General features: G+C 70.2%; 22 protein-coding genes. 17 read left to right on the top strand and 5 right to left on the bottom strand.

Annotated elements, in window-relative coordinates:
• Positions 1–79: 79 nt before the first annotated feature.
• The 4 genes from DOS48_RS14855 to DOS48_RS14840 all read left to right on the top strand — a co-directional run bounded on the left by DOS48_RS14855 (position 80) and on the right by DOS48_RS14840 (position 6153).
• A complete protein-coding gene (locus tag DOS48_RS14855) occupies positions 80–3172 on the top strand; it encodes an FAD-binding and (Fe-S)-binding domain-containing protein (RefSeq protein WP_127116504.1) in 3093 nt (1030 codons plus the stop codon).
• A 231-nt stretch (positions 3173–3403) separates the two neighbouring features.
• The gene (locus DOS48_RS14850) at positions 3404–5176 is read left to right on the top strand and encodes an L-lactate permease (RefSeq protein ID WP_210755412.1); all 1773 of its coding nucleotides are present in this window, start codon (positions 3404–3406) and stop codon (positions 5174–5176) included.
• Positions 5177–5266: 90 nt separating this feature from the next.
• Positions 5267–5866 (top strand): class I SAM-dependent methyltransferase, encoded by a 600-nt coding sequence (locus tag DOS48_RS14845; protein WP_127116502.1) that lies wholly within the window; start codon positions 5267–5269, stop codon positions 5864–5866.
• A gap of 2 nt (positions 5867–5868) precedes the next feature.
• On the top strand, positions 5869–6153 hold the full coding sequence (locus tag DOS48_RS14840) for a hypothetical protein (protein WP_127116501.1): 285 nt from the start codon (positions 5869–5871) through the stop codon (positions 6151–6153).
• A gap of 77 nt (positions 6154–6230) precedes the next feature.
• Here the strand turns inward: DOS48_RS14840 and DOS48_RS14835 are convergent, their stop codons facing one another.
• Entirely contained in the window at positions 6231–6695 is a 465-nt protein-coding gene (locus tag DOS48_RS14835) for a hypothetical protein (RefSeq protein ID WP_127116500.1), read from the bottom strand.
• Positions 6696–6750: 55 nt separating this feature from the next.
• On the opposite strand from DOS48_RS14835, the gene DOS48_RS14830 reads away from it, so the two are divergent.
• Both DOS48_RS14830 and DOS48_RS14825 read left to right on the top strand, forming a co-directional pair.
• Positions 6751–7908 carry an ABC transporter ATP-binding protein gene (locus DOS48_RS14830; protein ID WP_127116499.1) on the top strand — a complete coding sequence of 386 codons (1158 nt, stop codon included), beginning with the start codon at positions 6751–6753 and terminating at the stop codon, positions 7906–7908.
• The gene (locus tag DOS48_RS14825) at positions 7905–8735 is read left to right on the top strand and encodes an ABC transporter permease (protein WP_127116498.1); all 831 of its coding nucleotides are present in this window, start codon (positions 7905–7907) and stop codon (positions 8733–8735) included. Before DOS48_RS14830 ends, DOS48_RS14825 begins: the two co-directional genes overlap by 4 nt.
• A gap of 24 nt (positions 8736–8759) precedes the next feature.
• Here the strand turns inward: DOS48_RS14825 and DOS48_RS14820 are convergent, their stop codons facing one another.
• On the bottom strand, positions 8760–9209 hold the full coding sequence (locus tag DOS48_RS14820) for an acyl-CoA thioesterase (protein ID WP_127116497.1): 450 nt from the start codon (positions 9207–9209) through the stop codon (positions 8760–8762).
• 167 nt (positions 9210–9376) lie between these two features.
• On the opposite strand from DOS48_RS14820, the gene DOS48_RS14815 reads away from it, so the two are divergent.
• From DOS48_RS14815 to DOS48_RS14790, 6 genes are all read left to right on the top strand, one after another.
• Positions 9377–10981: a methyl-accepting chemotaxis protein gene (locus tag DOS48_RS14815; protein ID WP_127116496.1), complete on the top strand. Its 1605-nt coding sequence runs from the start codon at positions 9377–9379 to the stop codon at positions 10979–10981.
• The gene (locus tag DOS48_RS14810) at positions 10974–11729 is read left to right on the top strand and encodes a bacteriorhodopsin (protein WP_127116495.1); all 756 of its coding nucleotides are present in this window, start codon (positions 10974–10976) and stop codon (positions 11727–11729) included. The genes DOS48_RS14815 and DOS48_RS14810 overlap by 8 nt, the downstream gene beginning before the upstream one ends.
• Before the next feature lie 176 nt (positions 11730–11905).
• Positions 11906–12088 (top strand): HVO_0416 family zinc finger protein, encoded by a 183-nt coding sequence (locus DOS48_RS29305; protein WP_127116494.1) that lies wholly within the window; start codon positions 11906–11908, stop codon positions 12086–12088.
• A gap of 88 nt (positions 12089–12176) precedes the next feature.
• Positions 12177–12335, top strand: a complete 159-nt coding sequence (locus tag DOS48_RS14800) for a hypothetical protein (protein ID WP_008002314.1) — start codon at positions 12177–12179, stop codon at positions 12333–12335.
• 87 nt (positions 12336–12422) lie between these two features.
• Positions 12423–14267 carry a UvrD-helicase domain-containing protein gene (locus tag DOS48_RS14795; protein WP_127116493.1) on the top strand — a complete coding sequence of 615 codons (1845 nt, stop codon included), beginning with the start codon at positions 12423–12425 and terminating at the stop codon, positions 14265–14267.
• Positions 14264–15568, top strand: coding sequence for a Xaa-Pro peptidase family protein (locus DOS48_RS14790; protein WP_127116492.1), 1305 nt, complete (start codon positions 14264–14266; stop codon positions 15566–15568). Before DOS48_RS14795 ends, DOS48_RS14790 begins: the two co-directional genes overlap by 4 nt.
• Before the next feature lie 15 nt (positions 15569–15583).
• Here DOS48_RS14790 and DOS48_RS14785 read toward each other — a convergent pair whose 3' ends face one another.
• Complete coding sequence (locus DOS48_RS14785) at positions 15584–15853, bottom strand: hypothetical protein (RefSeq protein WP_127116491.1); 270 nt, start codon at positions 15851–15853, stop codon at positions 15584–15586.
• A gap of 100 nt (positions 15854–15953) precedes the next feature.
• Here DOS48_RS14785 and DOS48_RS14780 point away from each other — a divergent pair, with 100 nt between their 5' ends.
• On the top strand, positions 15954–16562 hold the full coding sequence (locus DOS48_RS14780) for a riboflavin synthase (protein ID WP_127116490.1): 609 nt from the start codon (positions 15954–15956) through the stop codon (positions 16560–16562).
• Positions 16563–16585: 23 nt separating this feature from the next.
• On the opposite strand, the gene DOS48_RS14775 is transcribed toward DOS48_RS14780, so the two are convergent.
• Both DOS48_RS14775 and DOS48_RS14770 read right to left on the bottom strand, forming a co-directional pair.
• Entirely contained in the window at positions 16586–17284 is a 699-nt protein-coding gene (locus DOS48_RS14775; RefSeq protein ID WP_127116489.1) for a phosphoglycerol geranylgeranyltransferase, read from the bottom strand.
• A 118-nt stretch (positions 17285–17402) separates the two neighbouring features.
• Positions 17403–18482, bottom strand: a complete 1080-nt coding sequence (locus DOS48_RS14770; RefSeq protein ID WP_127116488.1) for a tubulin/FtsZ family protein — start codon at positions 18480–18482, stop codon at positions 17403–17405.
• 77 nt (positions 18483–18559) lie between these two features.
• Here DOS48_RS14770 and DOS48_RS14765 point away from each other — a divergent pair, with 77 nt between their 5' ends.
• Genes DOS48_RS14765 through DOS48_RS14750 form a run of 4 tightly spaced genes read left to right on the top strand, consistent with a single transcriptional unit; the run spans position 18560 to position 23742 of the window.
• A complete protein-coding gene (locus DOS48_RS14765) occupies positions 18560–19468 on the top strand; it encodes a hypothetical protein (RefSeq protein ID WP_127116487.1) in 909 nt (302 codons plus the stop codon).
• 27 nt (positions 19469–19495) lie between these two features.
• The gene (locus DOS48_RS14760; protein WP_127116486.1) at positions 19496–19966 is read left to right on the top strand and encodes a hypothetical protein; all 471 of its coding nucleotides are present in this window, start codon (positions 19496–19498) and stop codon (positions 19964–19966) included.
• 33 nt (positions 19967–19999) lie between these two features.
• The gene (locus DOS48_RS14755; protein WP_127116485.1) at positions 20000–21946 is read left to right on the top strand and encodes an ATPase, T2SS/T4P/T4SS family; all 1947 of its coding nucleotides are present in this window, start codon (positions 20000–20002) and stop codon (positions 21944–21946) included.
• On the top strand, positions 21943–23742 hold the full coding sequence (locus DOS48_RS14750) for a type II secretion system protein (RefSeq protein ID WP_127116484.1): 1800 nt from the start codon (positions 21943–21945) through the stop codon (positions 23740–23742). Before DOS48_RS14755 ends, DOS48_RS14750 begins: the two co-directional genes overlap by 4 nt.
• Positions 23743–23789: the final 47 nt, after the last annotated feature.

Genomic DNA, 23789 nt, shown 5'->3' with positions numbered 1-23789 from the left:
GGTGCGGGGGCGAATCGTGGCCGCTACCGGAACTGTCATGAACAAAGGTTTTATTCGGCTTTCGCCCCCGGTCAGTAGCATGGCAAGCGAGCCCGCGCAGGGGAGTGACACGCCCGCCGACACGTCGGCGGCCGCGCTCGGTCACGAGCGACCGGACGTGCCCGCGTATCGGGCGCTCGCGGGGGCCCTCCGCGAGCGCGTCGACGGCGAGGTGCAGTTCGACGAGTACGCACAGGTGCTGTACGCCACCGACGGGAGCATCTATCAGGCGCGCCCGGCCGGCGTCGTCACGCCGGAGTCGGTCGCGGACGTACAGGCGACGATGCGCGTCGCCGCCGACCACGGCGTGCCGGTCATCCCGCGGGGGGCGGGCTCCTCGCTGGCCGGCCAGAGCGTCGGGCCGGGCTGTATCGTCCTCGACTTCTCGACGCACATGGACGACATCGTCGACGTACGGCCCGACGAGCGCCGGGCGGTCGTCCAGCCCGGCGTCGTTCAAGATCACCTCGACGACCGACTGGCCGAGGACGGGTTGAAGTTCGCCCCCGACCCGGCCTCCTCGGCGCGCGCGACCGTCGTGGGCGGGATCGGCAACAACTCGACCGGCGCGCACTCGGTGCGGTACGGGATCACCGACGCCTACACCGAAGAGTTGCGGGTCGTCCTCGCGGACGGCTCGCTCATCCATACCCGCGAGGTCGTCCTCGACTCGCCGGAGTACGAGGAGATCGTCGCGAAAGGCGATCGCGAGGCCGCGCTGTACGAGACGACCCGCGCGCTCGTCGCGGAGAACGAGGCCGAGATCGACGAGAAGTACCCGAACCTCAAACGCTCCGTCTCCGGGTACAACCTCCACAAGGTGATCTACGAGAACGACGCGGGCGAGGCGGTGATCAACCTCTCGAAGCTGTTCGTCGGCGCCGAGGGGACGCTCGGGACCATCGTCGAGGCCGAGGTGTCGCTCGTCACCCGCCCCGAGGAGACCGCGCTCGCGCTGTACACCTTCGACTCGCTGGTCGACGCGATGAAGGCGGTGCCCGAGGCGCTGGAGTTCCCCGTCAGCGCGGTCGAGCTGATGGACGACGAGGTGTTCTCGCTCGCGGCCGGCTCACAGGAGTTCGCGCAGTACGCCGAGCCGATCCCGGACCGCGCGGCCGCCGCGCTCATGCTGGAGTGGGACGACGAACTCGTCGACGACTTCGAGGCGGCCGTCGCCGACACGACCGCCCACTTCGTCGACGAGGGCGACGCGTTCGACGTGCTGGAGGCGTACACGGACGCCGATCAGAGCGACCTCTGGAAGCTCCGGAAGGCGGCCATCCCCCTCCTTATGAGCATGCAGGGCGATCCGAAGCCGTACCCGTTCATCGAGGACGCGACGGTGCCGCCGGCGGAGCTCGCCGAGTACGTCGGGCAGTTCGAGGCGGTGTTAGAGAACCACGGCACCTCGGCCGCCTACTTCGCGCACGCCGGGTCCGGCACCTTACACATCCGACCGATTCTCTCCTTAAAAGAGGAGGAGGGCGTCGAGACGATGCACTCCATCTCGGAGGACATCACGGACCTCGTCGTGGAACACCACGGCGCGTTCTCCGGCGAGCACGGCGACGGGCTCGCGCGCACCGAGTTCAACCCGAAGATGTACGGCGAGTCGCTCTGGTCGGCGTTCCAGGAGCTCAAATCGACGTTCGACCCCGAGTGGCGGATGAACCCCGGCAAGGTGGTGTACGTCGACGGCGACACCGCTTCCGAGCGCGGCTATCCCGACACCGCCGCCGACACCGACATGCGCGAGAACCTCCGGTACGGCCCGGCGTACCAGTCTATCGAGCCGCAGACCGATCTGGACTTCTCCGAGGAGGGCGGCTTCTCGCACCTCGTCGAACTCTGTAACGGCTGTGGCACCTGCCGGGAGACCGACTCGGGCGTGATGTGCCCGACGTACCGCGCCTCCGAGGAGGAGATCCAGTCGACCCGCGGCCGGGCGAACATGCTCCGCGCGGCCATCAGCGGCGAACTCGACGACGACGAGATCCACTCCGACCGGTTCCAGGAGGAAGTGTTGGGCCTCTGTGTCGGCTGTAAGGGGTGTAAAAGCGACTGTCCCACGGGCGTCGACCTCGCGAAGCTGAAAGCCGAGGTGAAACACGAACACCACGAGGAGGAGGGGTCGGGCCTCCGCGAACGGATCTTCCGCGACATCGACCGCTTTTCGGCGCTCGGGAGCGCGCTCGCGCCGGTGTCGAACGCGGCGGCGAAGCTCCCCGGCGCCCGCGCGGTGATGGACGCCGTCGCCGGCATCGCCCCGGACCGCGAACTGCCGACCTTCCGCTCCGAGAGCTTCGAGGAGTGGTTCGCCTCCCGCGGCGGGTCGAGCGTCGCGCCCGAAGAGGCGGTCGACACGGTCGCGCTGTTCCCCGACACCTACACCAACTACAGCTACCCGGCCGCCGGCAAGGCCGCCGTCGCGGTGTTGGAGGCGGCCGACATCCGCGTGGAGGTGCCGGACGACCTCGCGCCCTCTGGCCGGGCGGCGTTCTCGACCGGCTTCCTCGACGAGGCCCGCGAGCGCGCCGAGGCGAACGTCGCGGCGCTCGCGCCTCGGGTTCGCGACGGGCAGTCCGTCGTCTTCGTCGAGCCCTCCGACGCCGTGATGTTCCAGGACGAGTACCGCGACCTGCTCGACGGCGACGACGTGGCCGCGGTGTCGGCTGCCGCCTACGGCGTCTTGGAGTACCTCGACGCCGGTCGCGTCGACGAGCGGCTGGCGTTCGACGCGCCCGCGGAGTCGCTCACGTACCACGGCCACTGCAACCAGAAGGCGACGAACAAGGACCACCACGCGGTCGGCGTGCTCCGGCGCGCCGGCTACGACGTGGACCCGCTGGACTCCTCGTGTTGCGGGATGGCGGGCTCGTTCGGCTACGAGTCGGAGCACTACGACCTCTCGAAGGCGATCGGTCGCATCCTCTTCGATCAGGTCGACGAAAGCGACGGCGAGACGGTGACGGCGCCGGGCGCGTCGTGCCGCTCCCAGCTGGGCGACCGCGACGGGGCCGAGAACCCGCCGCATCCGATCGAGAAGGTCGCCGAGGCGGTGACCGGCCGGGCGGCAGACGCCGCCGTCGTGAGCGCGACTGGAGCGCCGAACCCGTCGCCGGCCGACGACTGAGCCGACGGCAGGGGTGAGGGTGTCCCTCCCGGCGCGGGTGTGGGACTCGGTAACAATATGATTGTAAGCATTTTTTCAGTAGATTTAATTAGTGAGATTCAAACACACCGTTCATGCCACACAGTGGCAAATTCAACGGAGGGGCCTGCGGGCGAACAGGGCCTCGGGGGACCGCGGACGAACCAAGCACGAACCCGCTGAAATCGGGAGGTGGTATCCGTGGCTGACCCGATGCTTATTCTGCTGGCGCTGTTGCCGCTTGCCGCGATCGCGGTCATCATGGTCCTGCTCTACCAGCCGGCGACGATCACGATGCCGATCGCGTGGGGCATCGCGGCGGTCGCCGCGTACATCGGGTGGGAGATGTCTCCGACGTTGATCGCGGCGGCCTCGATACGGGGCGCGCTGACGGCGACGCGCATCCTCGTCATCGTCTTCGGCGCGATACTACTGCTGTACACGCTCAAGCAGTCGGGCGCGTTCGAGGTCATCAACGCGGGCTTCTCGTCGATCAGCGACGACAGGCGCGTACAGGTCATCCTGCTTGTGTTCCTCATGGGCTCGTTCATCGAGGGCGCGGCCGGGTTCGGGACGCCGGCCGCGATCGTCGGCCCGCTTCTGGTCGGACTCGGCTTCCCGCCGCTGGCCGCGGTGGTGGTCGCCCTGACCGGTAACATTCTCGCGATTACGTTCGGCGCGGTCGGGACGCCGCTTATCATCGGGTTCGAAGACGTCGTCTTCGGGCAGGACCCGACGGAGGCCGGCACGGCAGCGTACGCCGTCGTCCAGAACGGCGGCTTCGAGAGCGTCAGCGCGTACGTCGCACAGATCGGGTTCTGGGCGGCCGTCATCCACGCCGTCGTGGGCATCGCGATCCCGTTCATCGGCGTGGCGATGATGACGCGGTTCTTCGGCGAGGAGCGCTCGCTGAAGCCCGCCATCGAAGTGATTCCGCTCACGCTGTTCGCGTGGGCGTCGTTCGTGGTGCCGTACCTCCTGACGGCGTACTTCCTCGGCCCGACGTTCCCCGGCCTGTTGGGTGCGATGATCGGGCTGCTCGTCGTCGGCTCGACGCTGCGCGCGGGCTACTTCCTCCCCGAGGAGGAGTGGGACTTCGGCCCCCAAGAGCAGTGGCCGGACCACTGGATCGGCAAGATCGAGCCCGGAACCGGGATGGGCGATTCGAGCGGCGGGCAGCGGGTCGCGGCCGACGGCGGCACGAGGACGTTCAAGGACATGCACAACCAGGACATGTCGCTGGGCATGGCGTGGACGCCCTACATCCTCGTGGCGGCCCTGCTCATCGTGACTCGGGTCGTCGGGCCCGTCCAGCAGTTCCTGGCGTCGACCGGCGTCGTCGCGTGGAACAACATCCTCGGCACGCCGTTCTCTGAGGGCGTCGAACTGCTCTACCTCCCCGGATCGCTGTTCGTGCTGGTCGCGGTCGTGACGTACGGCCTGCACGGCATGGACGCGTCGGGGATCAAGAAGTCGTGGAGCGAGGCCGTCAGGAACATCATCCCGGCGGTCATCGCGCTCTGGTTCGCCGTCGCGACCGTGATGGTCATGCAGAAGACCGGCGCGCCGGTCGTGATCGAGAACGTCGAAACGGTCAACTTGGGGATGCTCCAGCTGCTGTCCGACGCCACGGCCGACCTCACCGGGCAGCTGTTCCCGTTCTTCTCCGGCTTCATCGGCGCGTTCGGCGCGTTCATCGCCGGGTCGAACACGGTCAGCGACATCCTGTTCGGCCTCTTCCAGTTCGAGGCCGCCCAGCAGATCGGCGCCCCGACCCAGATCGTGGTCGCCGCGCAGGCGGTCGGCGGGGCGATCGGGAACCTGATCGCCATCCACAACGTCGTCGCCGCGCTCACCGTCGTCGGCCTCATCGGCGAGGAGGGGCGCGTCATCCGGCTCGAACTGATACCGGTGCTGTACTACGGCGTTGCGACCGGTATCCTCACCCTGATCCTCGCGTACGCGGTGGTTCCGGGGACGTTCTGAACGCAACGCGACGCGCTTTTTTTGCCGCCGTAGCCGCACCGACCGCGTACTGACCGAGGAGTCATGTCGCTCGCGCCCCACGCGTAGGGTATGGATCGCAACGAGGTCCGCCGCGCGTGGGACGACGTGGCGGCGACATACGCGGCCCGACGCGACCCCGACGGCTCGGACGCCGCGCTGATCGACGACCTGCTCGCCGACCTGCCGGACGACCCGGCCGTCCTCGACGTGGGCTGTGGCGACGGCGCGCGGACGCTCGCGAACCTGCCGTCAGCGAGCGTCGGCATCGACGTGTCACGGGAGGGGCTCGAACTCGCTCGGGAGACGGTGCCGACGGCTCGGCTCGTTCACGGCGAGATGTCCGCGCTGCCGGTCGGCGACGAGCGGTTCGACGCGGTCACGGCGTACCACGCGGTCTTCCACGTCGCCCGCGAGCGCCACCCCGCCGTCTACGCCGAGTTCGCGCGCGTCCTCCGACCGGGCGGGCGGCTCCTCATGACGCTGCCGGGCGGCCGGTTCGAGACGGTGCGCCGCGGCTGGATGGGCGGCCGGATGTTCTTCTCCGCGCCCGGACGCGAACGGACCCTGACGCAGCTGCGCGAGGCGGGGTTCGGCGAGGTGGAGACGACGACCGCGACGGACCCCCTCGGGAGCAGCACGGAGTTCGTGCTCGCGACGCGACTGGAGTAGCCGTGGGCGACGACTGCGGCGGCGACCCGGACGAGATTCCCCACGACGTGCGCGCCGGCCTCGAACAGCTGCTCGCGGCGGCCGCGGACGCGGCCGCCGACGGCGACGCGGCCACCGCGCGGGCGGCGCTCGACACGGCCGAGACGGTGGCGACGAACAAGCTCCCGCCCGGCGAGCGGCGCGACCGGATCCGGTGGGGCTGTGCGGCGGCGCTCGACGCGCTTCCGAACGGCGACCTCGCGGCCGCGTACGCCGACGCCACGGCCGCTCAGATGCCCGAGAAGTAACGCCCGGTCCGCTCGTCTCGCCGGTCGCGCCCGGTCCGCCCGTTTTTCTGGTCGCGCTCGGTCCGCCCGTGGCCGATTCAGCCGCCCGCGCCGGCGCGGTCGCGCAGCCCCGAGAGCGTCGCCGCCTCGCGGAGGTCCGCGACCGTGCAGTACCACGCGCCGCGCACGCCGTGCAGGTCGTTCTCGACCGGTCTGTCGAGCGGGACGAGGGTCGCGAACTCGAAGACGACGACGACGCGTTCCTCGGAGAAGGGGTCGATGAGCGCCGCCCAGTCCGCCTCGTCCATCGGGCCGCGCTCGCCGCGCGTCTGCTCCGTGCGGGCCGTGACGCGGGCGTAGTGGGTGACCGCCGACACCGGCGCGGTCCGGTAGAAGGCCACGTACTCGAAGTCGGCGCGGGTCCGGTCGTACGACCGCGGCGCGGGGTAGAACCCCTCGCGACAGCGCTCGAAGGTGTCTGGCCGCGTCGCCACGACGCAGACCCGCGCGTCGCCGGGCGCGTCGTCGGCCGGTACGTCCGCGGCGAACCGGTCCAGATCCATGGCGATCGTACCCGCCGGACGCGGATATATCCGCGCTCGGCTCGTAGCGTGGGCGATGGCAGAGAGCGCGGCGAGCGAACGCGGCGACCCCCACGAGCGCGACGGCGACGAGCGCGACGCGTCCCGACGAGACGGACGCCGACCCGGAGGCTCCCGGAGCGAGGGCGCCGGGGACGGCGAGCCGAGCGGTTCGTCGCCGCCGGCGCTGGCGGTATCGGGCGTCACGAAGCGGTTCGGCGCGGGCGACGGCGGCGTGCTGGCGGTCGACGATGTGAGCCTGAGCGTCGAGCAGGGCGCTATCGTCGGGCTGCTCGGCCCGAACGGGGCCGGCAAGACCACCCTTATTAAATGCGCACTCGGTATCGTCCTCCCCGACGCCGGCTCGGTCCGGGTGTTCGGCAGGGACGTGAGCGACGGCCGCCGAGCGGCGTACGCCGACGTGGACGCGATGTTGGAGGGCGCGCGCAACGACTACTGGCGGCTCACCGTCCGCGAGAACCTGCGGTACTTCGCGACCATCGCCGGCGTCGACCCGGACTCGGTGCGGGCGAGACACGACCGCCTGCTCGACCGGCTCGAACTCACCGAGAAGGCCGACACGCCGGTTCGAGAGCTCTCGCGGGGGATGAAACAGAAGGTGTCGTTAGCGAGCGTGCTCGCGGGCGGCGCGTCGCTCGTCTTCCTCGACGAGCCGACGCTCGGGCTCGACGTCGAGAGCTCCCGGACGCTCCGCCGCGAACTCCGGCGGCTCGCCCGCGAGGAGGGGCTCACCATCGTGCTCAGCAGCCACGACATGGCCGTCATCGAAGACGTCTGTGACCGCGTCGTGATGATGGCCGGCGGTCGGATCGTCGCCGACGACACCGTCGGGGCGCTCCTCGCCGGGACCGAGCGGGACACGCTCCGGATCGCGAGCGCCGACATCGACGAGGCGGTGATCGCGACCCTCCGCGAGCGGTTCGACGTGCGGGCGGTCGACTCCGGCCCCGACGCGGGCGATCCCACCAGTGTGGAGGTCGCCGCCGCGGGCGAGGCCCTGTACGACCTGATGGACGCCCTCCGCGAGGCGGGCGTCACGGTGGAGGACATCGAGACGGTGCGCCCCGAGCTGGAGGACGTGTTCGTCGACCTCACGGGCATGGAGCCGGGCGGGGAGTCGGCCGTGGGGCTGAACGGAGAGTCGGGCGGAGAGCCGGGAGGGCGGTCCCCGTGACGGGTGAGACGGAGCGCGCGCCGGTCGGGACCGGCGACGACGACGAGCCGCGGCCGGCGACCTACTACCACCTCGCGCGGGCCGTCCTCTACCGGGAGTACCTGATCTTCGTCCGGTATCCCGCGAACGCGATCGGGGGGATCGTCATCGCGCTGTTCTTCTTCGGCGTGCTCTTTTACGGCGGGCGGCTGCTGGCCGGGCAGGCGCTCACGGACTCGCTCGAGGGGATCATCGCCGGCTACTTCCTGTGGACGCTGTCTGTCGGCGCCTACTCGTCGGTGTCGAGCGACATCGGCAGCGAGGTGCAGTGGGGGACCTTAGAGCGGCACATCACCACGCCGTTCGGGTTCGCGCCGGTCGCCCTTTTAAAAGGCGTCGCGAAGGTCGTCCGGACGTTCCTCACCTCGGCGGTCGTGCTCGCCGTCATGCTGCTTCTCACCGGAACCCGGCTGAGTCTCGACCCGATCACGGTGGTCGCCGTCGCCGGCCTCGCGATCACGTCGGTGCTCGGCCTCGGCTTCGCGGCCGGCGGCGTGACCGTGCTTTATAAGCGGATCGGCAACTGGCTGAACCTGTTGCAGTTCGGGTTCGTCGCGCTGATTTCGGCGCCCGTCCTCGACGCGCCGTGGACGCGGTTCCTCCCCTTAGCCCACGGGAGCGCGATGCTCCAGCGCGCGATGGTCGACGGCGTCCGGCTGTGGGAGTTCCCCCTCGCAGACCTCGGGCTGCTCGTCGCCGTCGCGGTCGGGTACCTCCTCGGCGGCTACGTCGTCTTCCAGTACGCGACGCGGCGGGCGCGTCGGCTCGGCGTCCTCGGCGACTACTGAGCGCCGGGGAGTCGCTGGCGGCGCTCAGCGCTCCGCGTCCGGTTCGGCCGCGAGCGCCTCCTCGCGCAGTTCGCGACAGCGGTCGCCGGCGACCTCAAGCGAGGGGACCGGCGTCGGCTTCCCGTCGGCGTCGACGGCGACGAACACGAAGTACGACTCCGTCGTCAGCTCCCGCTCGCCCGTGCGGGGCGACTCGCGGTACGCCCGGATCCGCGTCCGGAGGCTGGTCCGCCCGACCGCGTACACGTACGACTCGACGATGCAGGTGTCGCCCTGTGGCACCGGCCGTTTGAAGTCGAGCGCGTTGATCTTGGCCGTGACACAGGTCTCGCCCGCGGCGCGCATCGCCGACATCGCGCCGATTTCGTCCATCCACTTGACGACGTTACCCCCGTGCGCCGACTCGTAGTTGTTGGTGTGGGTCGGCTGGACGCGCTGGCGGTTCTCGATGTAGGTGTCGCTGACGGACGGCATACCGACCGGTGGGGCGGACGGCGGAAAAACGGCGGTACTCGGGGGGCGGCGAGAAACGACGGCGCGTCGCCGCGAATCCGGTCGCTCGAACTCGACGCAAATTATCGAACCGGATAATTTCGTCTTCATTCATAAGTAGGGCGTCCGGGTCTCTCCGCGTAGCACCAATGTTGAACCTCATCGCTGCGCGGTACGGTCGCCGGGTGGGGGTGGCCGTCCTCGCGACGCTCGCCGCGACGCTCGGATTCATCGCCCTCTTCGCGGCGCACGTGGCGACCGTCGGAACTCCGGCTGCCGCGACGGCGGCGCTGACCGCCACGGGCGTCGTCGTCACGCTCAATCTCGGCCTGTTAGGAATCGTCTTGATCGGGAACGTCGCGGTCGAGTTGCGGCGGCTGACGGAGACGGCCGAGGCGGTCGGCCGCGGCGAGTTCGACGCCCGAGCGACCTCCGACCGGCGCGACGAGATCGGCCGGCTGTTCGCCGCCTTCGACGAGACGCGGCGGTCCCTTCGCGACGCGGTCGCGGAGTCCGACCGGGCGCAGGCGGACGCGGAGGCGGCCCGCGAGGAGGCCGAGGCGCTGTCCGACACCCTCTTAGAGCGCGCCGAGGACATCGGCGGCGCCATGGAGCGGGCGGCCGAGGGCGACTTCACGCACCGGCTGCCGGCGGAGACGGACGTCGATGCGATAGAACGGATCACGGCGGCGTACAACGAGATGACCGACGGGCTCTCGACGACGGTCGACGACATCCAGTCGTTCGCGGCCGACGTGGAGTCGACGAGCGAGGAGATGGCGACCCGCGCCGACGACGTCGCCGAGATGAACCAGGAAGTCGCCGACGAGATGCGGGCGTTGGCCGACGAGTTGGACGAACAGACGGACCGTCTGCGGGAGACGGCCGCCGACACCGACGACTTCTCGGCGACCATCGAGGAGATCGCCTCCACGACCGACGAGGTGGCCGGCGACGCGACCGCCGCGGCCGAACTCGGCACGGAGGGCGAGCGCCGCGCGACGGAGGCGGTCGAGGCGATCGTCGCGATCGGCGACCTCCTCGACGACCTCGACGGGCTCGTCGCGGGCCTCGACGACCGGATGGACGGGGTCGCGGAGACGACGGACGTGATCGCCGACATCGCCGAACAGACGAACATCCTCGCGCTCAACGCCTCGATCGAGGCGTCCCGCGCCGGGGGCGACGGCGACGGGTTCGCCGTCGTCGCCGACGAGGTGAAGGGGCTCGCCGAGGAGACGCGCGAGTCGACGACCGAGATCGAGGCGACGGTCGGCGAGGTCACGGACGACGTGTCGGCGGTGGCGGGTGAGATGGACCGAACGATGACCGAGTTAGACGAGACGACCGCCGCGGTCCGGGCCGCGGGCGACGCGATAGAGGAACTGACGGGCACGGTCGAGGACGTCGACGTGGCGATGGCGGACATCGCCCGCGCGACCGACGAGGGCGCCGAGGGGATCGAGTCGGTCGCCGCGCGCGTCGAGGCCGTACACACCTCCGCCACCGACGCCGCGAGCCGCGCTCGGTCGCTCGCCGAGACCGCGGACGCGACCGCCGAGACCGTCGGCGACATGGCGACGACGGCGACCTCCCTCGCGGAGCGGACCGGGTCGCTCACCGACCGGCTCGACCAGTTCGAGACGCGGACCGACGCGGAGTCGGCGGCGAGGCAGACGGGGAGGCCGGCGGCGAGCGCCGACGCGCCAGCGGACCGCGTCGCCGGCGAGACGGAGGTGAGCGCCGATGATTGAGCCGTCGACGGTGCGGTTCGTCTCGGCGGGCGTCTACGCGCTCTCCGCCGTGGTGCTCTTCGCGCTCGCGGCGCGCAAGCCCGCGGAACTGCGTCGGTACTGCTACCCGTTCGTCGCGGTCGTCGCGGTGTCGGGTCTCGGCGTGGGGATGTGGGCGGCCGGCATCGGGACGATAGCCGTCGGCAGCGGCACGCTGGACGGCGGACAGTTGGTGACCGACTACGCGGCGTACCCGTTCTTGTTCGGCTTCGCGGCCCTCGTCGCCGGGGCGAGTCGGCGCTACATCGCGGGCGTGATGGGGCTCACCGTGGTGATGCGGCTCGGGTACGACTTCGCCGAGGTGTTCGAGGGGTCGCTCGCGCTGGCGGGCACCGGCGCCATCCTCGTCGGGTACGTGGTCCTGCTCGGGCTGTTCTTCGGCCCCATCGCGGGCGCGGCGTCGCGCCAGCCGCCGGACAGGGCGCTGTTTTACGCGAAGACGCGGAATCTCTCGCTTTTCGCGTTCGGCGTGTTGATCGCGTGGGCGATGATACAGATTGCCGGGCTGCTCGATCAGTTCACCGCGACGGTGACGCTGGAGTACCTCGATCTCCTCCTTCGGGTCGGCTTCGCGGGCTTCGTCTTCGCGAACGTCGAGACGCTGCTCGTCGACGGCGACTCCTCGACCGGATCGGCCGGGGACGAAGCGGGGGAAGAAACGAGACAGGGAGCGGCCGAGCCGGGAGCCGAGCCGACGGCGGCCGACTGACGGGGGGTTCGCGGCGCGGGGCGACTGACGGCGCAGTTCGCGGTGCGGGCCGGCCGCATCGCGAGCCGAGATGCGCGTGCAGTTTTTCCGGCACGTTTCGATCGTCCGTGTCCGATTTTCCAGATCGATAGCATCGTAACAAGGTATATATACTCGCGTGGCATTAACTAGCATGCATGTCTAGTAGTGCACCCAGCGCGGACGACGACGTGTTTGACGAGTTCCTGTCCGACCGCGGCCACGAAACAGAGATCGTACGCTGGGACCGATCCTATAACAAACTTCAGTGTCCCGAGTGTGGTGCGCTACACCCGGAGGGAACCGCGCAGTGTGGCGTCTGCGACTGGCGCCCGACCTGACGCCAACGGCGTCTCGCAGGCGGTGAGCGGTTTTCTTTCGATAGCGTTCGGCGGCAGTATTATGTGGAATCAATCGATAGTACGAACCATGCCGACCTGTCAGAACTGCGGTTCGTTCGTCACGACCGACTACGTTCGGGTGTTCACCCCGAACGAGGTGGACCGACCGCGGGTCTGCCCCGCCTGTGAGGACCTCGTCCGTGACGGCGCCGACGTGCGGGAGGCGCGGGCGACGCGGAGCAACTGAGCGACCCCTCTCAGGCCCGTACAGAGCGTTCCCTCCGGAAAGCCCCGAGCCACGTCGTTTAAGGAGAACCGGGGTCAGTAACACACAATGACCGATCCCACGGTGACGCGACTGTTCGGCGGTCCCGGCAGCGGGAAGACCACGGCTCTGTTGGACCGCGTCGAGGGGATCCTCGACGACGAGAGCGCCGACGTTCGCGACGTACTCGTCGTCTCGTACACACGCGCGGCCGCAGCCGAGATCCGCGAGCGGCTCGCCGAGCGGCTCGACATCTCCCCGCGAAGCCTCCAGGGGAACGTCAGCACCATGCACGCGAAGGCGTACGAGCTGTTGGACCTTTCTCGCGGCGACGTGGTGGGCGAAGACGACAAGGAGGAATTCTGTGAGGAGTACGGCATCGAGTTCGAAGACCAACACGGCGGCGCCGGGCGGCGGACGGCTCGCTCGACGACGATCGGCAACAAGATAATCGCCACCTCGCAGTGGCTCCAGCGCACCGAGCGCGACGTGGCCGACTGGTACGACGTGCCCTTCCAGTGGAACGTCGAGGAGGTCCGGCTCCCGCCCGAGGAGGACCCGAACGCCCAGCAGGGGAACAAGTACACGCCGACGTGGCCCTCCGACGACGACCGCATCGACATCCCCGAGACGATTCGCGCGTGGCGGTCTTATAAAGGGGACCACGATCTGGTCGGCTTCGCGGACATGCTCGAACGGGTCGCCCAGCGCTCGCTGGTGCCGAACGTCGATTACCTGATCATCGACGAGTTCCAGGACATCACGACGCTGCAGTACAACGTCTTCGAGGAGTGGCGCCCGCACATGGAGAAGGTGCTCATCGCCGGCGACGACGACCAGGTCGTCTACGCGTGGCAGGGCGCCGACCCCGACCTCCTCCTCGACACCGACGTCGACGAGGACGTGGTCCTCCCGAACTCCTACCGGCTCCCCTCCGAGATCCTCAACGTCGTCAACGCCGAGATCCGTCACATCGACAAGCGACAGGAGAAGGACCTCCACCCCCGCAAGGAGGGCGGCACCGTCGAGGCGATAGAGTCGCCCTCGATGCTCGAACTCGTCCGGAACGTCCGGTACACGGTCGAAGACGACGAGGGCAGCGTGATGTGTCTGTTCCGCGCGCGCTACCAGATGTTCGACTTCATCGACGAGTTCATCGACCACGGCATCCCGTTCACGATGCTGACCGACGGGCGGATGTGGACCGACCGCGTCCAGGACTACGTCAGCGCGATCGAGAAGGCCGACGCGGGCGACCCCGTGAACGGGCTCGAAGCCCGGCGGCTCGCCGACATGCTACAGGACTCGGCGTTCGGCACCCACGAGCGCGACGAGTTCTACGACTTCCTCGACGACCGCGAGGAGGCCGCCGACAGCGACGACGTCACCCAGATTTCGGTGACGAGCGACGAGCTCGACGAGTACATCCCGTTCATGCCCGACGCGAGCAGCGCGGACGACATGGTCAGGAAGGTGACGAGCTTCCAGCGCAAGTCGATGGGCGCGTACTTCGGCGGCGACTACGAGGGGATGGACCCGACCCGCGTCCGCGTCGGCACCATCCACTCCGCGAAGGGCCGCGAGGCCGACCACGTGTTCGTGGCGACTGACTTGACGGAGAAGGTGGTCGAGCAGATGGCCGCCTCTATCGATGACCCGACCGACGTCGACGGCGTCGACGAGTTCACGAAGACCACCAGCCCGGTTCCCGTCCTCACCGACAACGAGCGCCGCGTGTTCTACGTCGGCATGTCTCGTGCCCGCGAGCGGCTCGTGATCATGGAGAGCCTCATCAGCGGGGCGCCGACGCTCCCGATCAGCGTGCTGCTCTTCAACGAGATCCGCGACGAGCCCGCACAGGATCTCGTCGAAGAAGTGCAGGCGGAGTTGGCGGTTCCCGAACCGGAGCCGTGAGCCGCGGGCGCGACGACGAGTCGCACGGGCGACCCCCGCTGCGCACCGACCTCACGCCGATCGTCGACGCCGTCGCGGCCGCGGACGCCGACGCCTTCGTCGCGGTCGGCGACCGGTTCGACGACGACCTCCGATATCTCACGCGGTTCGCCGGGTCGGACCGAGCGGCCGCGCTGGTGATAGCAGCGACCGACGACGCCGCGGGTCGCGCCGTGCTCTGTGTCGCGCCGTCGCTCCGTGCGCGAGCCGAACGAAAGTTCGTGAGCGGCGCGCGCGATGGGAACGACGGTGACGGCGAGTTCCACGACGGCGTCGCTCGCGAGCTCCGGACGGTACAGGCGAGCGAACACGCCGGCGAGCGCGCCGCGGCGGTCGTCGGCGACCACGCCGACCGAGAGGGAGGCGAAGGCGGCGATCGCCCGATTCTCGTCCCCGCGTCCATCCCGCACGACGCCGCGGTGTACCTCGAACGCGCCGGCAACGCGCTCGCGTCGACCGACGCGGTCGCGACCGCCCGATCCCGGAAGACCGACGCCGAGATCGACCGGCTCCGGCGGGTCCAGCGCGCGGCGGCCGCGGGGATGGCGCGCGCCGAGACGGTGTTGGCCGAGAGCGAGGTCACGGGGGAAGGGCCCGACGGAGGCGCAGGCGGGGAGCGCGGACCCGCCCTCACGTGGGAGAGCGGCCCCCTCACGACCGAGCGACTTCGCCGCGAGGTGAACGCAGTGCTCGGCGCTCACGGCGTCACGGACGCGGAAAACAGTGTGGTCACGGCGGGCAGCGCGCTCGCGGATCGCCGGCTGCCGGGCGACGAGGCGATTCGGGCCGGTGAGACGGTGGTCGTGAGCGTCTCGCCCCGCGGACCCGACGGCTACTACGGCGACCTGACGCGGACGTTCGTCGTCGACGGCGACGGCGGCTGGGAGCGACGGGCGTACGTCGCCGTCGAGTCGGCGCGCGAGGCGGCGATAGCGGAGATCGAACCGGACGTGCCGGGGAAGACCGTTCGCGGGGAGGCGACCGCCGAGCTCGCGGCCTACGGCTTCGATCCGAACGCGGACGCCGGCGGTCCGGCGTTCGGTCGCGGCACCGGCCGCGGCGTCGGCGTGAGCCGTCGCGAGTCGCCAGCGCTGTCGGGCGCGGGGACGCTGCGGTCGGGGACCGTCGTGACGGTCGGAGCCGAGGTCTCCGATCCGGGCGCGGGCGCGGTGCGACTGACCGACCTCGTCGTCGTCACCGACGAGGGGTGCGAGGTGCTGGCGACGTATCCGTTCGGCATCGTTCCGGAGAGCCGCGGGTGAGAGAAACCGCGTCGGTTACTTCTCGACCGAGTCGCCCTCGGAGCCGGCGTCGTCGTCGCCGCTCCGGAGTTGTCGCGGGAGCAGCCCCGAGAGCAACCCGCGGAGGATCCGGCCCGGATCGAGGAAGTACTGCGGCAGGACGACCATGGCGACGGCGACGACGAGGAGGCCGGCGCCGAGCGCGACCTCGCCGGCGGCCAGCCGGATGACCGCGTAGTTCGCGAGCGGCAGCGCGAACACGAGCGACGCCGCCAGTCCGATCATATCCATCACGCCGAGAGCCATTGTGCTGCGATTGGCGTCTGAGAATAAAAGGCGTGCGACGGCCGGTGAATCCGGCGCCTCAACACCGAACCGATATGTGTCGCGCGCGCTCAGATCCGGTATGTTCACCGGCATCGTCGAGGACACCGGAACCGTCCGCGAACGGACCGAGACCGAGGGCGGGATCCGGCTGCGGATCGCCGTCGACGGGTTCGACGACCTCCATCACGGGCAGTCGATAAGCGTGAGCGGCGTCTGTCTCACGGTCGAGGCGTACGTCGCCGAGGGCGACGCCAGCGACGGCGACTGGTTCGAAGTGTTCCTCGCGAGCGAGACGGTCGAGAAGACGTACCTCGGCGAGGTTGCCGAGGGCGACCCCGTCAACGTCGAGCGCGCGATGCCCGCGGACGGGCGGTTCGACGGCCACGTCGTGCAGGGCCACGTCGACACCGTCGCCGAGGTGACGGCGATAGAGCGCGTCGGCGAGGACTGGCGGTTCACCTTCTCGATCCCCGAGGGACACGGCGACTATCTCGTTGATAAGGGGTCGGTGACGCTCGACGGCATCTCGCTGACGGTCGCCGAGAAGCGCGAGGCCGCGTTCGACGTGGCGATCATTCCGACGACGTACGATCTGACGACGCTGTCGGCGAAGTCGGTCGGCGACCCGGTCCACCTCGAAGTGGACGTGATCGCGAAGTACGTCGAGAACATGGTCGACGGGTACTGAGAGCCGGGGACGACGGGGTGCTTTTAAGCGTCTTTCGCGCCCTGTACCGTCTCGCGGACCGCGTCGACGCCCTCTGCGTGGAGGAGGTCGCCGACGACGATCACGTCGCTGTGGCGGGCCATCTCGTTCGCCGACTCGTAGCCGTGGATGCCACCGCCGTAAAACAGCGTGGCCTCGTCGAGCGCGTCGTGCGCGGCGGCGACTTTCTCGGTGTCGCCGAAGGTGCCGGAGTACTCGACGTACACTATCTCCTGACCGAACATCCGTTCGGCGACCTTCGCGTAGGCCGCCACGTCGTCGGCGCTGAGGTCGCAGTCGGCCTCGGTCAGCTGCGCGACGGACGCCTCGGGGTTTAAGACGATGTACGCCTCGGTGTGCGTTCGGCTCCAGTCGAGATCGTCGATGCGGACCCACTCTTTGTGTGCGCCGGTGATCCAGAACGGGCCGCCGGCGTTGAACACGGTCGGGATCAGGTAGCCGTCGAGGGCGGGCGAGTCGATGACGACGCCGGGGTTCGACGGCTCTTGGTAGAGCGGCACGTCGTACTCGGCGGCGGCGTCGATGACGCGGGTCATCTTCTCCGCGGTGACATCGAGGGTCCCGCCGATCTCGATCGCGTCGGTCCCGGTCCGGCAGACGTCCTCGAAGGTGTCGTCCCCGTACAGATCTTTGTCCGGGTCTACCTTCAGCACGTGGTCCCAGTCGTCCCACGGGTTGTTCATCGGAATCGACTCCACCGGGCTAAAGTAAAAAGGTGCGGAACCTGTCTCGCCGGCGCTCGGCGTTGCGAGCCGAGGGTATCGACGGCGCTACGTCCTCGTGGGGCGCGGTACACGGCGGCTACATGAGGTCGTCGAGCGCGTCGTTCCGGAACGCCTCCGCGGGGTCCGTCCGCTCCGCCGGCTCGTCACGGACCGCCTGCCGCGCGCGTTCGAGGAACTCCTCGACGCGCCGCGAGCGCTCGATGCCGCCGAGGAGGACCAACGCCGCCACCCGGTCGGAGTCGAGGGGGAAATCGCCGCCGCGGACCTGCATCGAGCCGGTCTCCTCTTGGAGCCACTTTCGCGCCTTCTCCGCGCCCTTCCGGGAGATCCGGTCGGGGTCGCCCGCGATGGCGACGAGGCCGGCGTCGGCCTCGGTCGCGTTCGGCAGCGACAACCCGGTCATCACCGCGCTTCGGACGGCGCTCATCACGGTTGTGACGTTCGCTTCCGCCTCCTCGGCGGCGGGCGCAGACGCGAAGCCGACCGCGGCCATGCCGCCGGCGCGCAGCGTGTTTATCACCTCGCTGGTGTCGACGACCGACTCTGCGACCCCTTCGACCGACTCGCCGGCGGCGAGGAGCAGGCCGATCCGCTTGGCCATCGAGGCGTTGATCGACGCGAATCCGCCTTCGACTGATTCACCCGAGGAGCGCCACGCGTCGTTGTCGAGCAGGATCGTCGCGTCGGCCTCGCGGACGAGCGTCTTGAGGGAGCGTCCGGCGTTGACCTGGTACATCGCGCCCTCGTCGCGGCCGGGGAGGACGCCGAGCGCGTACACCGGCACGTCGTACACTCGGCTCAGTTCGCGGACGAGGACCGGCGCGCCGCCGGATCCGGTGCCGCCGCCAAGCCCCGCGACAACGAACAGCGCCTCCGCGTCGGCGTTCACCTTCGGCGCGAGCGCGTCCATCACCTCGACAACGTCTTCGTCCATCACTTCGGCGCCGAGTTCGTTATCGCCGCCGACGCCGTGGCCGTTCACTCGCGACTGGCCGACGAGGACGGTGTCGAGCGGGAGGGGGTCAAGATCCGCCGACGCCGTGTTCACCGCGAGCGCGTCGATCACCGCTCCGTAGCCGGCGTCGGCGTCGAATTCGGCGAGGGCCGTCGTAAGCTTCCCGCCCGCCTGGCCGACGCCGAGGAGGACCGCTTTCATGATCGTAAGGTAACTAATCCCGTGCTAATACGTTTTCCCCCGGAGGTTTAACCGGAGAGCCGCGGCCACTCGGCCGCGTGACCAACGAGACCCGCGAACGGGAAGGGCTGTTCAGAGCCGACACCGAGGCGGCGGAGTCGGCGGGAAGCGAGAGACACCGAGCCGAAGCCACAGAGATGTCCGACCGCGCGCCGGTCGGAACGGCGACCGCCACGGGGGCGACGGCGGACCTGTCGGCTACGGACCGGACGGAGCGGGCCGACCACGCAGGGCAGGATACGCCGGCGACAGACCGAAACGCCGAGAGAGCGGAGCGAGAGGGAGACGAGGCCGCACTCCGGAGCGACGGGGCTGATAACACCCGAACGCCGAATTGCGACGAGCGTCGAGCGCTCGGTGCCGACCCGGAGGACGCGCGCAGTGGCGACTCGGCCGCCGAGCCCACCGACGGCCGCCTCGCGGAGCGGCTGCGGGCGGTCGAGCGCGCGATCACGGGAACCGACGACGCGGTCGCCGACCTCGGCGACGAGGCGGCCGCGGCCGCGGAGCGAGACGCGCTGTCGGAGCGGCTCGACGATCTCGAATCGCGCGTCACGGAGCTGGAGGCGGCGACGCAGGCCATCAGGGGGTACGTCGGCTCGATCCGGTCGGTGAACCAGGCGGTCGAACGCCGCGCCGACCTCGCGCTCGCTGAGGCGCGAAAGGGCAGAGACGACGCGGCTGACGGGCGGGCGGCTGACAGAGAGACGGAGCGCCACGACGCACGGACACGCAGCGCGGCGGCCGGAGACGAGGCGAGCGACGGGACGCTGCCCGACGAGGATGCGCTGGACGCCGCCCTCCCTGCAGGTCGGAGCGGCGAGGGGGAGTCGGGCGTGCCGGCCGCTTCGACCCCCGCAACCGGCAACGCCGACGACGCGGGCGACGGGACGACCGACGACTCGTGGCGCCCGGCCGCCTTGGAGCGCCTCCGTGAGTCGTTTTGACGGCAGCGCCGCGAAGGGAGGGGAGCCGTGATCCGCGTCGTCCTCACCGTCCTCGTCGCCGTCGCGCTCCTCGCGACGGCGATGCCGGCCTTAGAGGACGCGCAGACCGCCACGGCCACAGCGCGGCTCGATACCGAGACGGACCGCATCGAGCGCGCCGTTGGCGGGCTCGTCTCCGGATCGACGAGCGTCTCGGACCCCTCGCTCGCGGCGCGAACGACGGTTACCGTCCGCGCGCCGGCCGGCATCGCGGCCCCGCAGATCGACCGGCTCGCGCTCGTCGAGCCGGCGCGGTCGGACGCCGACGCCGGCGCCGCGCTCCGCTACCGAATCGACGGTGGAAGGCGCCGAACCCTGTCGATCGCACCCGAGTCGGCCGTCGCGACCGTTGAGGTCGTCGACGGACCGATCGCGCTCCGAACGCGGGGAGAGAGCCGGCTCGAACTCCGCCTCGTCGACGACGGCGAGCCGACGGTCCGGGTCACGCGAATCGGGTGAGGGTTTATCAGCGATACCGCAGCCACGCCCGCCATGAGCTTCGATCTCTCATCGCTGTCAGGGCTCGACGGCGGCGGGACGCCGCTCTCCTCGCTCCCGTGGGTCGACGGCGAGACGGGCGACTGTCGGTGCGAACTGTCGTTCGACGAGCCGGTGGGAACGGGCGTGGGCGACCGAGTCGTCCTGACGGTCGACGCCGACGGCTGCCCCGGCCACGGCGACTTGGCCGCGAGTCCGGAGTGTCTCGCGACGGTCGTGGAGGCGTTAACAGAGCGGGACGCCGACGTGATCCGGACGCACCACGCCGGCCGCGAGCGGTCGTACACGGGCCGTGCGGCGGCCTGTCTGCTCGCCGCAGGACGGTTCCGGGAGCGGGTCGCGTTCCACGAGACGCGGCTGGCGGAGCGGGTCGCTCGGGAGCCCCTCGCGGCCGCACGAGAGGCCAGCGGTCGCGAGGGGCCGCCGAAGCGGATCGCAGCGGAGACCGGACTCGAAGCGGTTGTCGCGGACGCAGACGGCGTCGAAGCGTTGCTCCGTGCACACACCGGGCCGGCGATGGCGGCAACGCGCGTCGCGACAGCACCGCCGCCGAACGCGACGCTCGTCGATCGGTGGGATCTCGAAACGGGGGCCACCGTGCGGCTCTACGACGGGACTGAGACGCTCCGAACGTACCACCTCACGCCGCCGTCGGCGCGGCTCGACGACGCGGCCATCGAACGGCTGGCCGCCGCGAAGGACCGCCTCCTCAACGACCCGGCTGGCGGCGACAGGGCACCGGGACGGGCGGTCCGAGCGGTCGCGACGACCGACGACCCGGTTTCGATGCTCGTCGACGTGCTCAGGCGACACACTCGCGGATACGGGGTATTCGAGCACGTGTTCGCCGACGAGCGCGTGAGCGACGCGATCGTCTCCGCGCCCGTCGCGGAGAACCCGCTCCGGGTGGTCGCCGACGGGGAGCGGTGTCGAACCAACGTCAGGCTGCCGCCCGAGGGCGCCGCGACGTTGGCGTCTCGGCTCCGGCGAACGAGCGGCCGCGGGTTCTCCCGAGCGAGTCCGACGCTCGATGCGACGATCGAGACCGATTCCGGGCGGGTCCGGGTCGCCGCGACGACGGACCCCGCCAGCGACGGGCTGTCCTTCACCTTCCGTCGCGGCGACCCGGACGCGTGGACGTTAGCGCGGCTCGTCGACGTCGAAACGATCACGCCGGCGGCCGCAGGCCTCCTCTCTGTGGCGGTCGAACGGGGCGTGACCGGGCTCGTCGCCGGCGGGCGTGGCGCGGGAAAGACGACCGCGCTCGGGGCGCTCCTCTGGGAGCTGCCGCCCGAGGCGCGGTCGATCCTGATCGAAGACACCCCCGAACTCCCGGCTGACGCGGTGACTGCGGCCGGGAGAGACACGCAGCGGCTTCGGGTCGGAGACGGGGCCGAGCCGTCTCCGAGCGAGGCGGTCCGAACCGCGCTCCGGCTCGGCGGCGGAGCGATCGTCGTCGGTGAGGTACGCGGCGAGGAGGCAGCCGCGTTGTACGAAGCGATGCGCGTCGGCGCGGCCGGCGAGTCGGTGCTCGGGACGATCCACGGCGAGAGTCCCGAGGCTGTCCGTGAGCGGGTCGTCACCGACCTCGGGGTCTCCGCGTCGTCGTTTGCCGCGACCGACTTGGTGGTCGTTCTCGACGACCACCGCATTGAGGTGATCGCCGAGGTCGTGGACCACGACGGCGACCTATCGTTCGAACCGCTGTTCGAGCGGACGGACGCGGGACTGGCCCCGACCGGCCGGATCGACCGCGGCGAGAGTCGGCTCGTGGAGTCGCTCGCCGAAACCGAGGAAACGTACGCGACCGTCAGAGCGTGTATCGGTCAGCGCAGCGATCGCATCGCGAAGGCGGCACGAACTGGGCGCATCGAACCGGAACGCTACGTCGACTGGGCGGGTCGACATCGGGGCGACGGCTCTGGCGGTGGTGACCGATGACGGGAACGCCTGCCGAGAGAGGTGAGCGTGAGCGACGAACAGACGCCGGCGGCGAAACGGGCTCGGCGGAGCTCCGTCGAGCGATCGGCTTCCTCGGATGGGACGTGACGAGCGCGCAGGTGATAGACGGTGGGTATCGGGTCGGAGTGGGCGTGGGGCTCTTCTGCGCCGTCGTCGTCGCCTTCGTCTTCGGACCCGTTTCCGGAGGGGTGTCCGGGCTCGCAGGCGGCCTCGGGGCGACGCACGCCGTTCACCGAGCGCCGATATGGGTGGCCGCGCTCAGACGGACCAGAGCGCTCGGGGCCACGCCCGGTCTCGTCGGCCGACTCGTGTTGCGGATGCGGTTGGATCCCTCGACAGAGCGCGCTGTGCAGTTCGCCGCGCGGACCGGTGAGGGACCGCTCGCCGAGGACCTCGCTCGGCGTGAGCGAGCGAACGCCGACACGCCGACGAGCGGGCTTCGGGCGTTTGCTCGCGAGTGGCAGCCGTGGTTCCCGGCTATCGACCGGGCAGCGGCGCTCGTGAGGACCGCGGCCTCGGCGCCGCCGGAGCGCAGAGGTCGATGCCTCGACCGGGCGCTCGACGCGACGATTGCCGGCACGACCGATCGGCTCGCCGAGTTCGTCGGAGAGGTTCGGGGACCGGTTTCGGCGCTGTACGCCTTCGGGGTGTTGCTCCCGCTCGCGCTCATCGCCCTCCTTCCGGCGGCCGCTGCGACCGGCGTCCCGATCGGCCCCGGCGTGGTCGCGACGCTCTACTTAGGCGTACTCCCGGCTGGACTGCTCGCGGCGTCGGCGTGGCTGCTCTCGCGCCGTCCCGTGGCGTTCGCCCCGCCACGTATCGACGACGGCCACCCGGACGTACCGGAGCGGAGCGGTCACGCCGCGGTCGTCGGAGTCGCGACCGGTGTCCTCGCAGCGGTCGTTGCAGCGAAATTCGTCGTCGGGTGGGCCGCGCCGGTCGCGGGGGTCGGCGTCGGGACGGGTGCCGCACTGTTCGTCGGTGTCCGGCACAGGAGGTCGGTGCTGTCGAACGTCAGGGTCGTCGAGCGGACGCTTCCGGACGCCATGACGGTCATCGGTGGCGACGTGGCCGAAGGCGTCGCCGTCGAGACCGCGATAGCAAACGCCGGCGAGCGGCTCGACGGCCCGACGGGAGAACTCTTCCAGTCTGCAGGAACGCGGAGCGACACGCTCCGGGTCGGCGTCCGCGAAGCGTTCCTCGGCCGCGGCGGGCCGGCCGTCCCGGTGCCATCGCCACGAGTTCGCGGGGCCGTCGCGCTGCTCTCCGTCGCCGCGCGGGAGGGACGACCGGCGGGCGACGTCCTCCTCGAACTCGCCGACCAACTCGAATCGCTCCGCGAACTCGAGACCGACGCGCGGCGACAGTTGGCGACCGTAACTGGGACCCTGACGAACACTGCCGCGGTGTTCGCGCCGCTCGTCGGCGGGGCGACCGTGGCGCTCGCGACCGGCATCGACGCCGTCGACGCCGGCGGGCTGAGCGCGGGAGCGACGGCTGGCGTAGATGCCCTCGGCGGCGGGACGCCACCCGCGGTCGGCTCCGAACCGAGTAGGGCGGGCACAAGCGCCGGCGGTCGCTCGCTTGCGGTGCCGGTCCTCGGACGGATCGTCGGCGCGTACGTGTTGATACTCGCTGCGCTCCTCACCGCGCTCGCAACCGGACTGGAGCGGGGGTTCGACCGGACGCTCGTCGCCTACCGAGTCGGGATCGCGCTCCCGACCGCGGCAACGACGTACCTCATCGCCTTCCTCGGAGCCGGGATGCTGCTGTGAAAGGGCGGTGGTACGCCGACGCGGTGATTTAAATACGAGAAGGCGGC

Origin of the sequence: Halorubrum sp. PV6, assembly GCF_003990725.2 — an archaeon.
Taxonomy (GTDB): domain Archaea; phylum Halobacteriota; class Halobacteria; order Halobacteriales; family Haloferacaceae; genus Halorubrum.
This window is presented reverse-complemented; position numbering and strand designations above follow the sequence as displayed.

What these genes read in the sequence shown, in the direction of transcription:
- DOS48_RS14800 (WP_008002314.1), top strand. Translation starts at nt 12,177, where the DNA reads ATGCCGACCTGTCAGAACTGCGGTTCGTTCGTCACGACCGACTACGTT.
- DOS48_RS14795 (WP_127116493.1), top strand. Translation starts at nt 12,423, where the DNA reads ATGACCGATCCCACGGTGACGCGACTGTTCGGCGGTCCCGGCAGCGGG.
- DOS48_RS14755 (WP_127116485.1), top strand. Translation starts at nt 20,000, where the DNA reads ATGAGCTTCGATCTCTCATCGCTGTCAGGGCTCGACGGCGGCGGGACG.
- DOS48_RS14785 (WP_127116491.1), bottom strand. Translation starts at nt 15,853, where the DNA reads ATGGCTCTCGGCGTGATGGATATGATCGGACTGGCGGCGTCGCTCGTG.
- DOS48_RS14855 (WP_127116504.1), top strand. Translation starts at nt 80, where the DNA reads ATGGCAAGCGAGCCCGCGCAGGGGAGTGACACGCCCGCCGACACGTCG.
- DOS48_RS14815 (WP_127116496.1), top strand. Translation starts at nt 9,377, where the DNA reads ATGTTGAACCTCATCGCTGCGCGGTACGGTCGCCGGGTGGGGGTGGCC.
- DOS48_RS14775 (WP_127116489.1), bottom strand. Translation starts at nt 17,284, where the DNA reads ATGAACAACCCGTGGGACGACTGGGACCACGTGCTGAAGGTAGACCCG.
- DOS48_RS14835 (WP_127116500.1), bottom strand. Translation starts at nt 6,695, where the DNA reads ATGGATCTGGACCGGTTCGCCGCGGACGTACCGGCCGACGACGCGCCC.
- DOS48_RS14850 (WP_210755412.1), top strand. Translation starts at nt 3,404, where the DNA reads ATGCTTATTCTGCTGGCGCTGTTGCCGCTTGCCGCGATCGCGGTCATC.
- DOS48_RS14750 (WP_127116484.1), top strand. Translation starts at nt 21,943, where the DNA reads ATGACGGGAACGCCTGCCGAGAGAGGTGAGCGTGAGCGACGAACAGAC.
- DOS48_RS14770 (WP_127116488.1), bottom strand. Translation starts at nt 18,482, where the DNA reads ATGAAAGCGGTCCTCCTCGGCGTCGGCCAGGCGGGCGGGAAGCTTACG.
- DOS48_RS14830 (WP_127116499.1), top strand. Translation starts at nt 6,751, where the DNA reads ATGGCAGAGAGCGCGGCGAGCGAACGCGGCGACCCCCACGAGCGCGAC.
- DOS48_RS14845 (WP_127116502.1), top strand. Translation starts at nt 5,267, where the DNA reads ATGGATCGCAACGAGGTCCGCCGCGCGTGGGACGACGTGGCGGCGACA.
- DOS48_RS14810 (WP_127116495.1), top strand. Translation starts at nt 10,974, where the DNA reads ATGATTGAGCCGTCGACGGTGCGGTTCGTCTCGGCGGGCGTCTACGCG.
- DOS48_RS29305 (WP_127116494.1), top strand. Translation starts at nt 11,906, where the DNA reads ATGTCTAGTAGTGCACCCAGCGCGGACGACGACGTGTTTGACGAGTTC.
- DOS48_RS14820 (WP_127116497.1), bottom strand. Translation starts at nt 9,209, where the DNA reads ATGCCGTCCGTCAGCGACACCTACATCGAGAACCGCCAGCGCGTCCAG.
- DOS48_RS14780 (WP_127116490.1), top strand. Translation starts at nt 15,954, where the DNA reads ATGTTCACCGGCATCGTCGAGGACACCGGAACCGTCCGCGAACGGACC.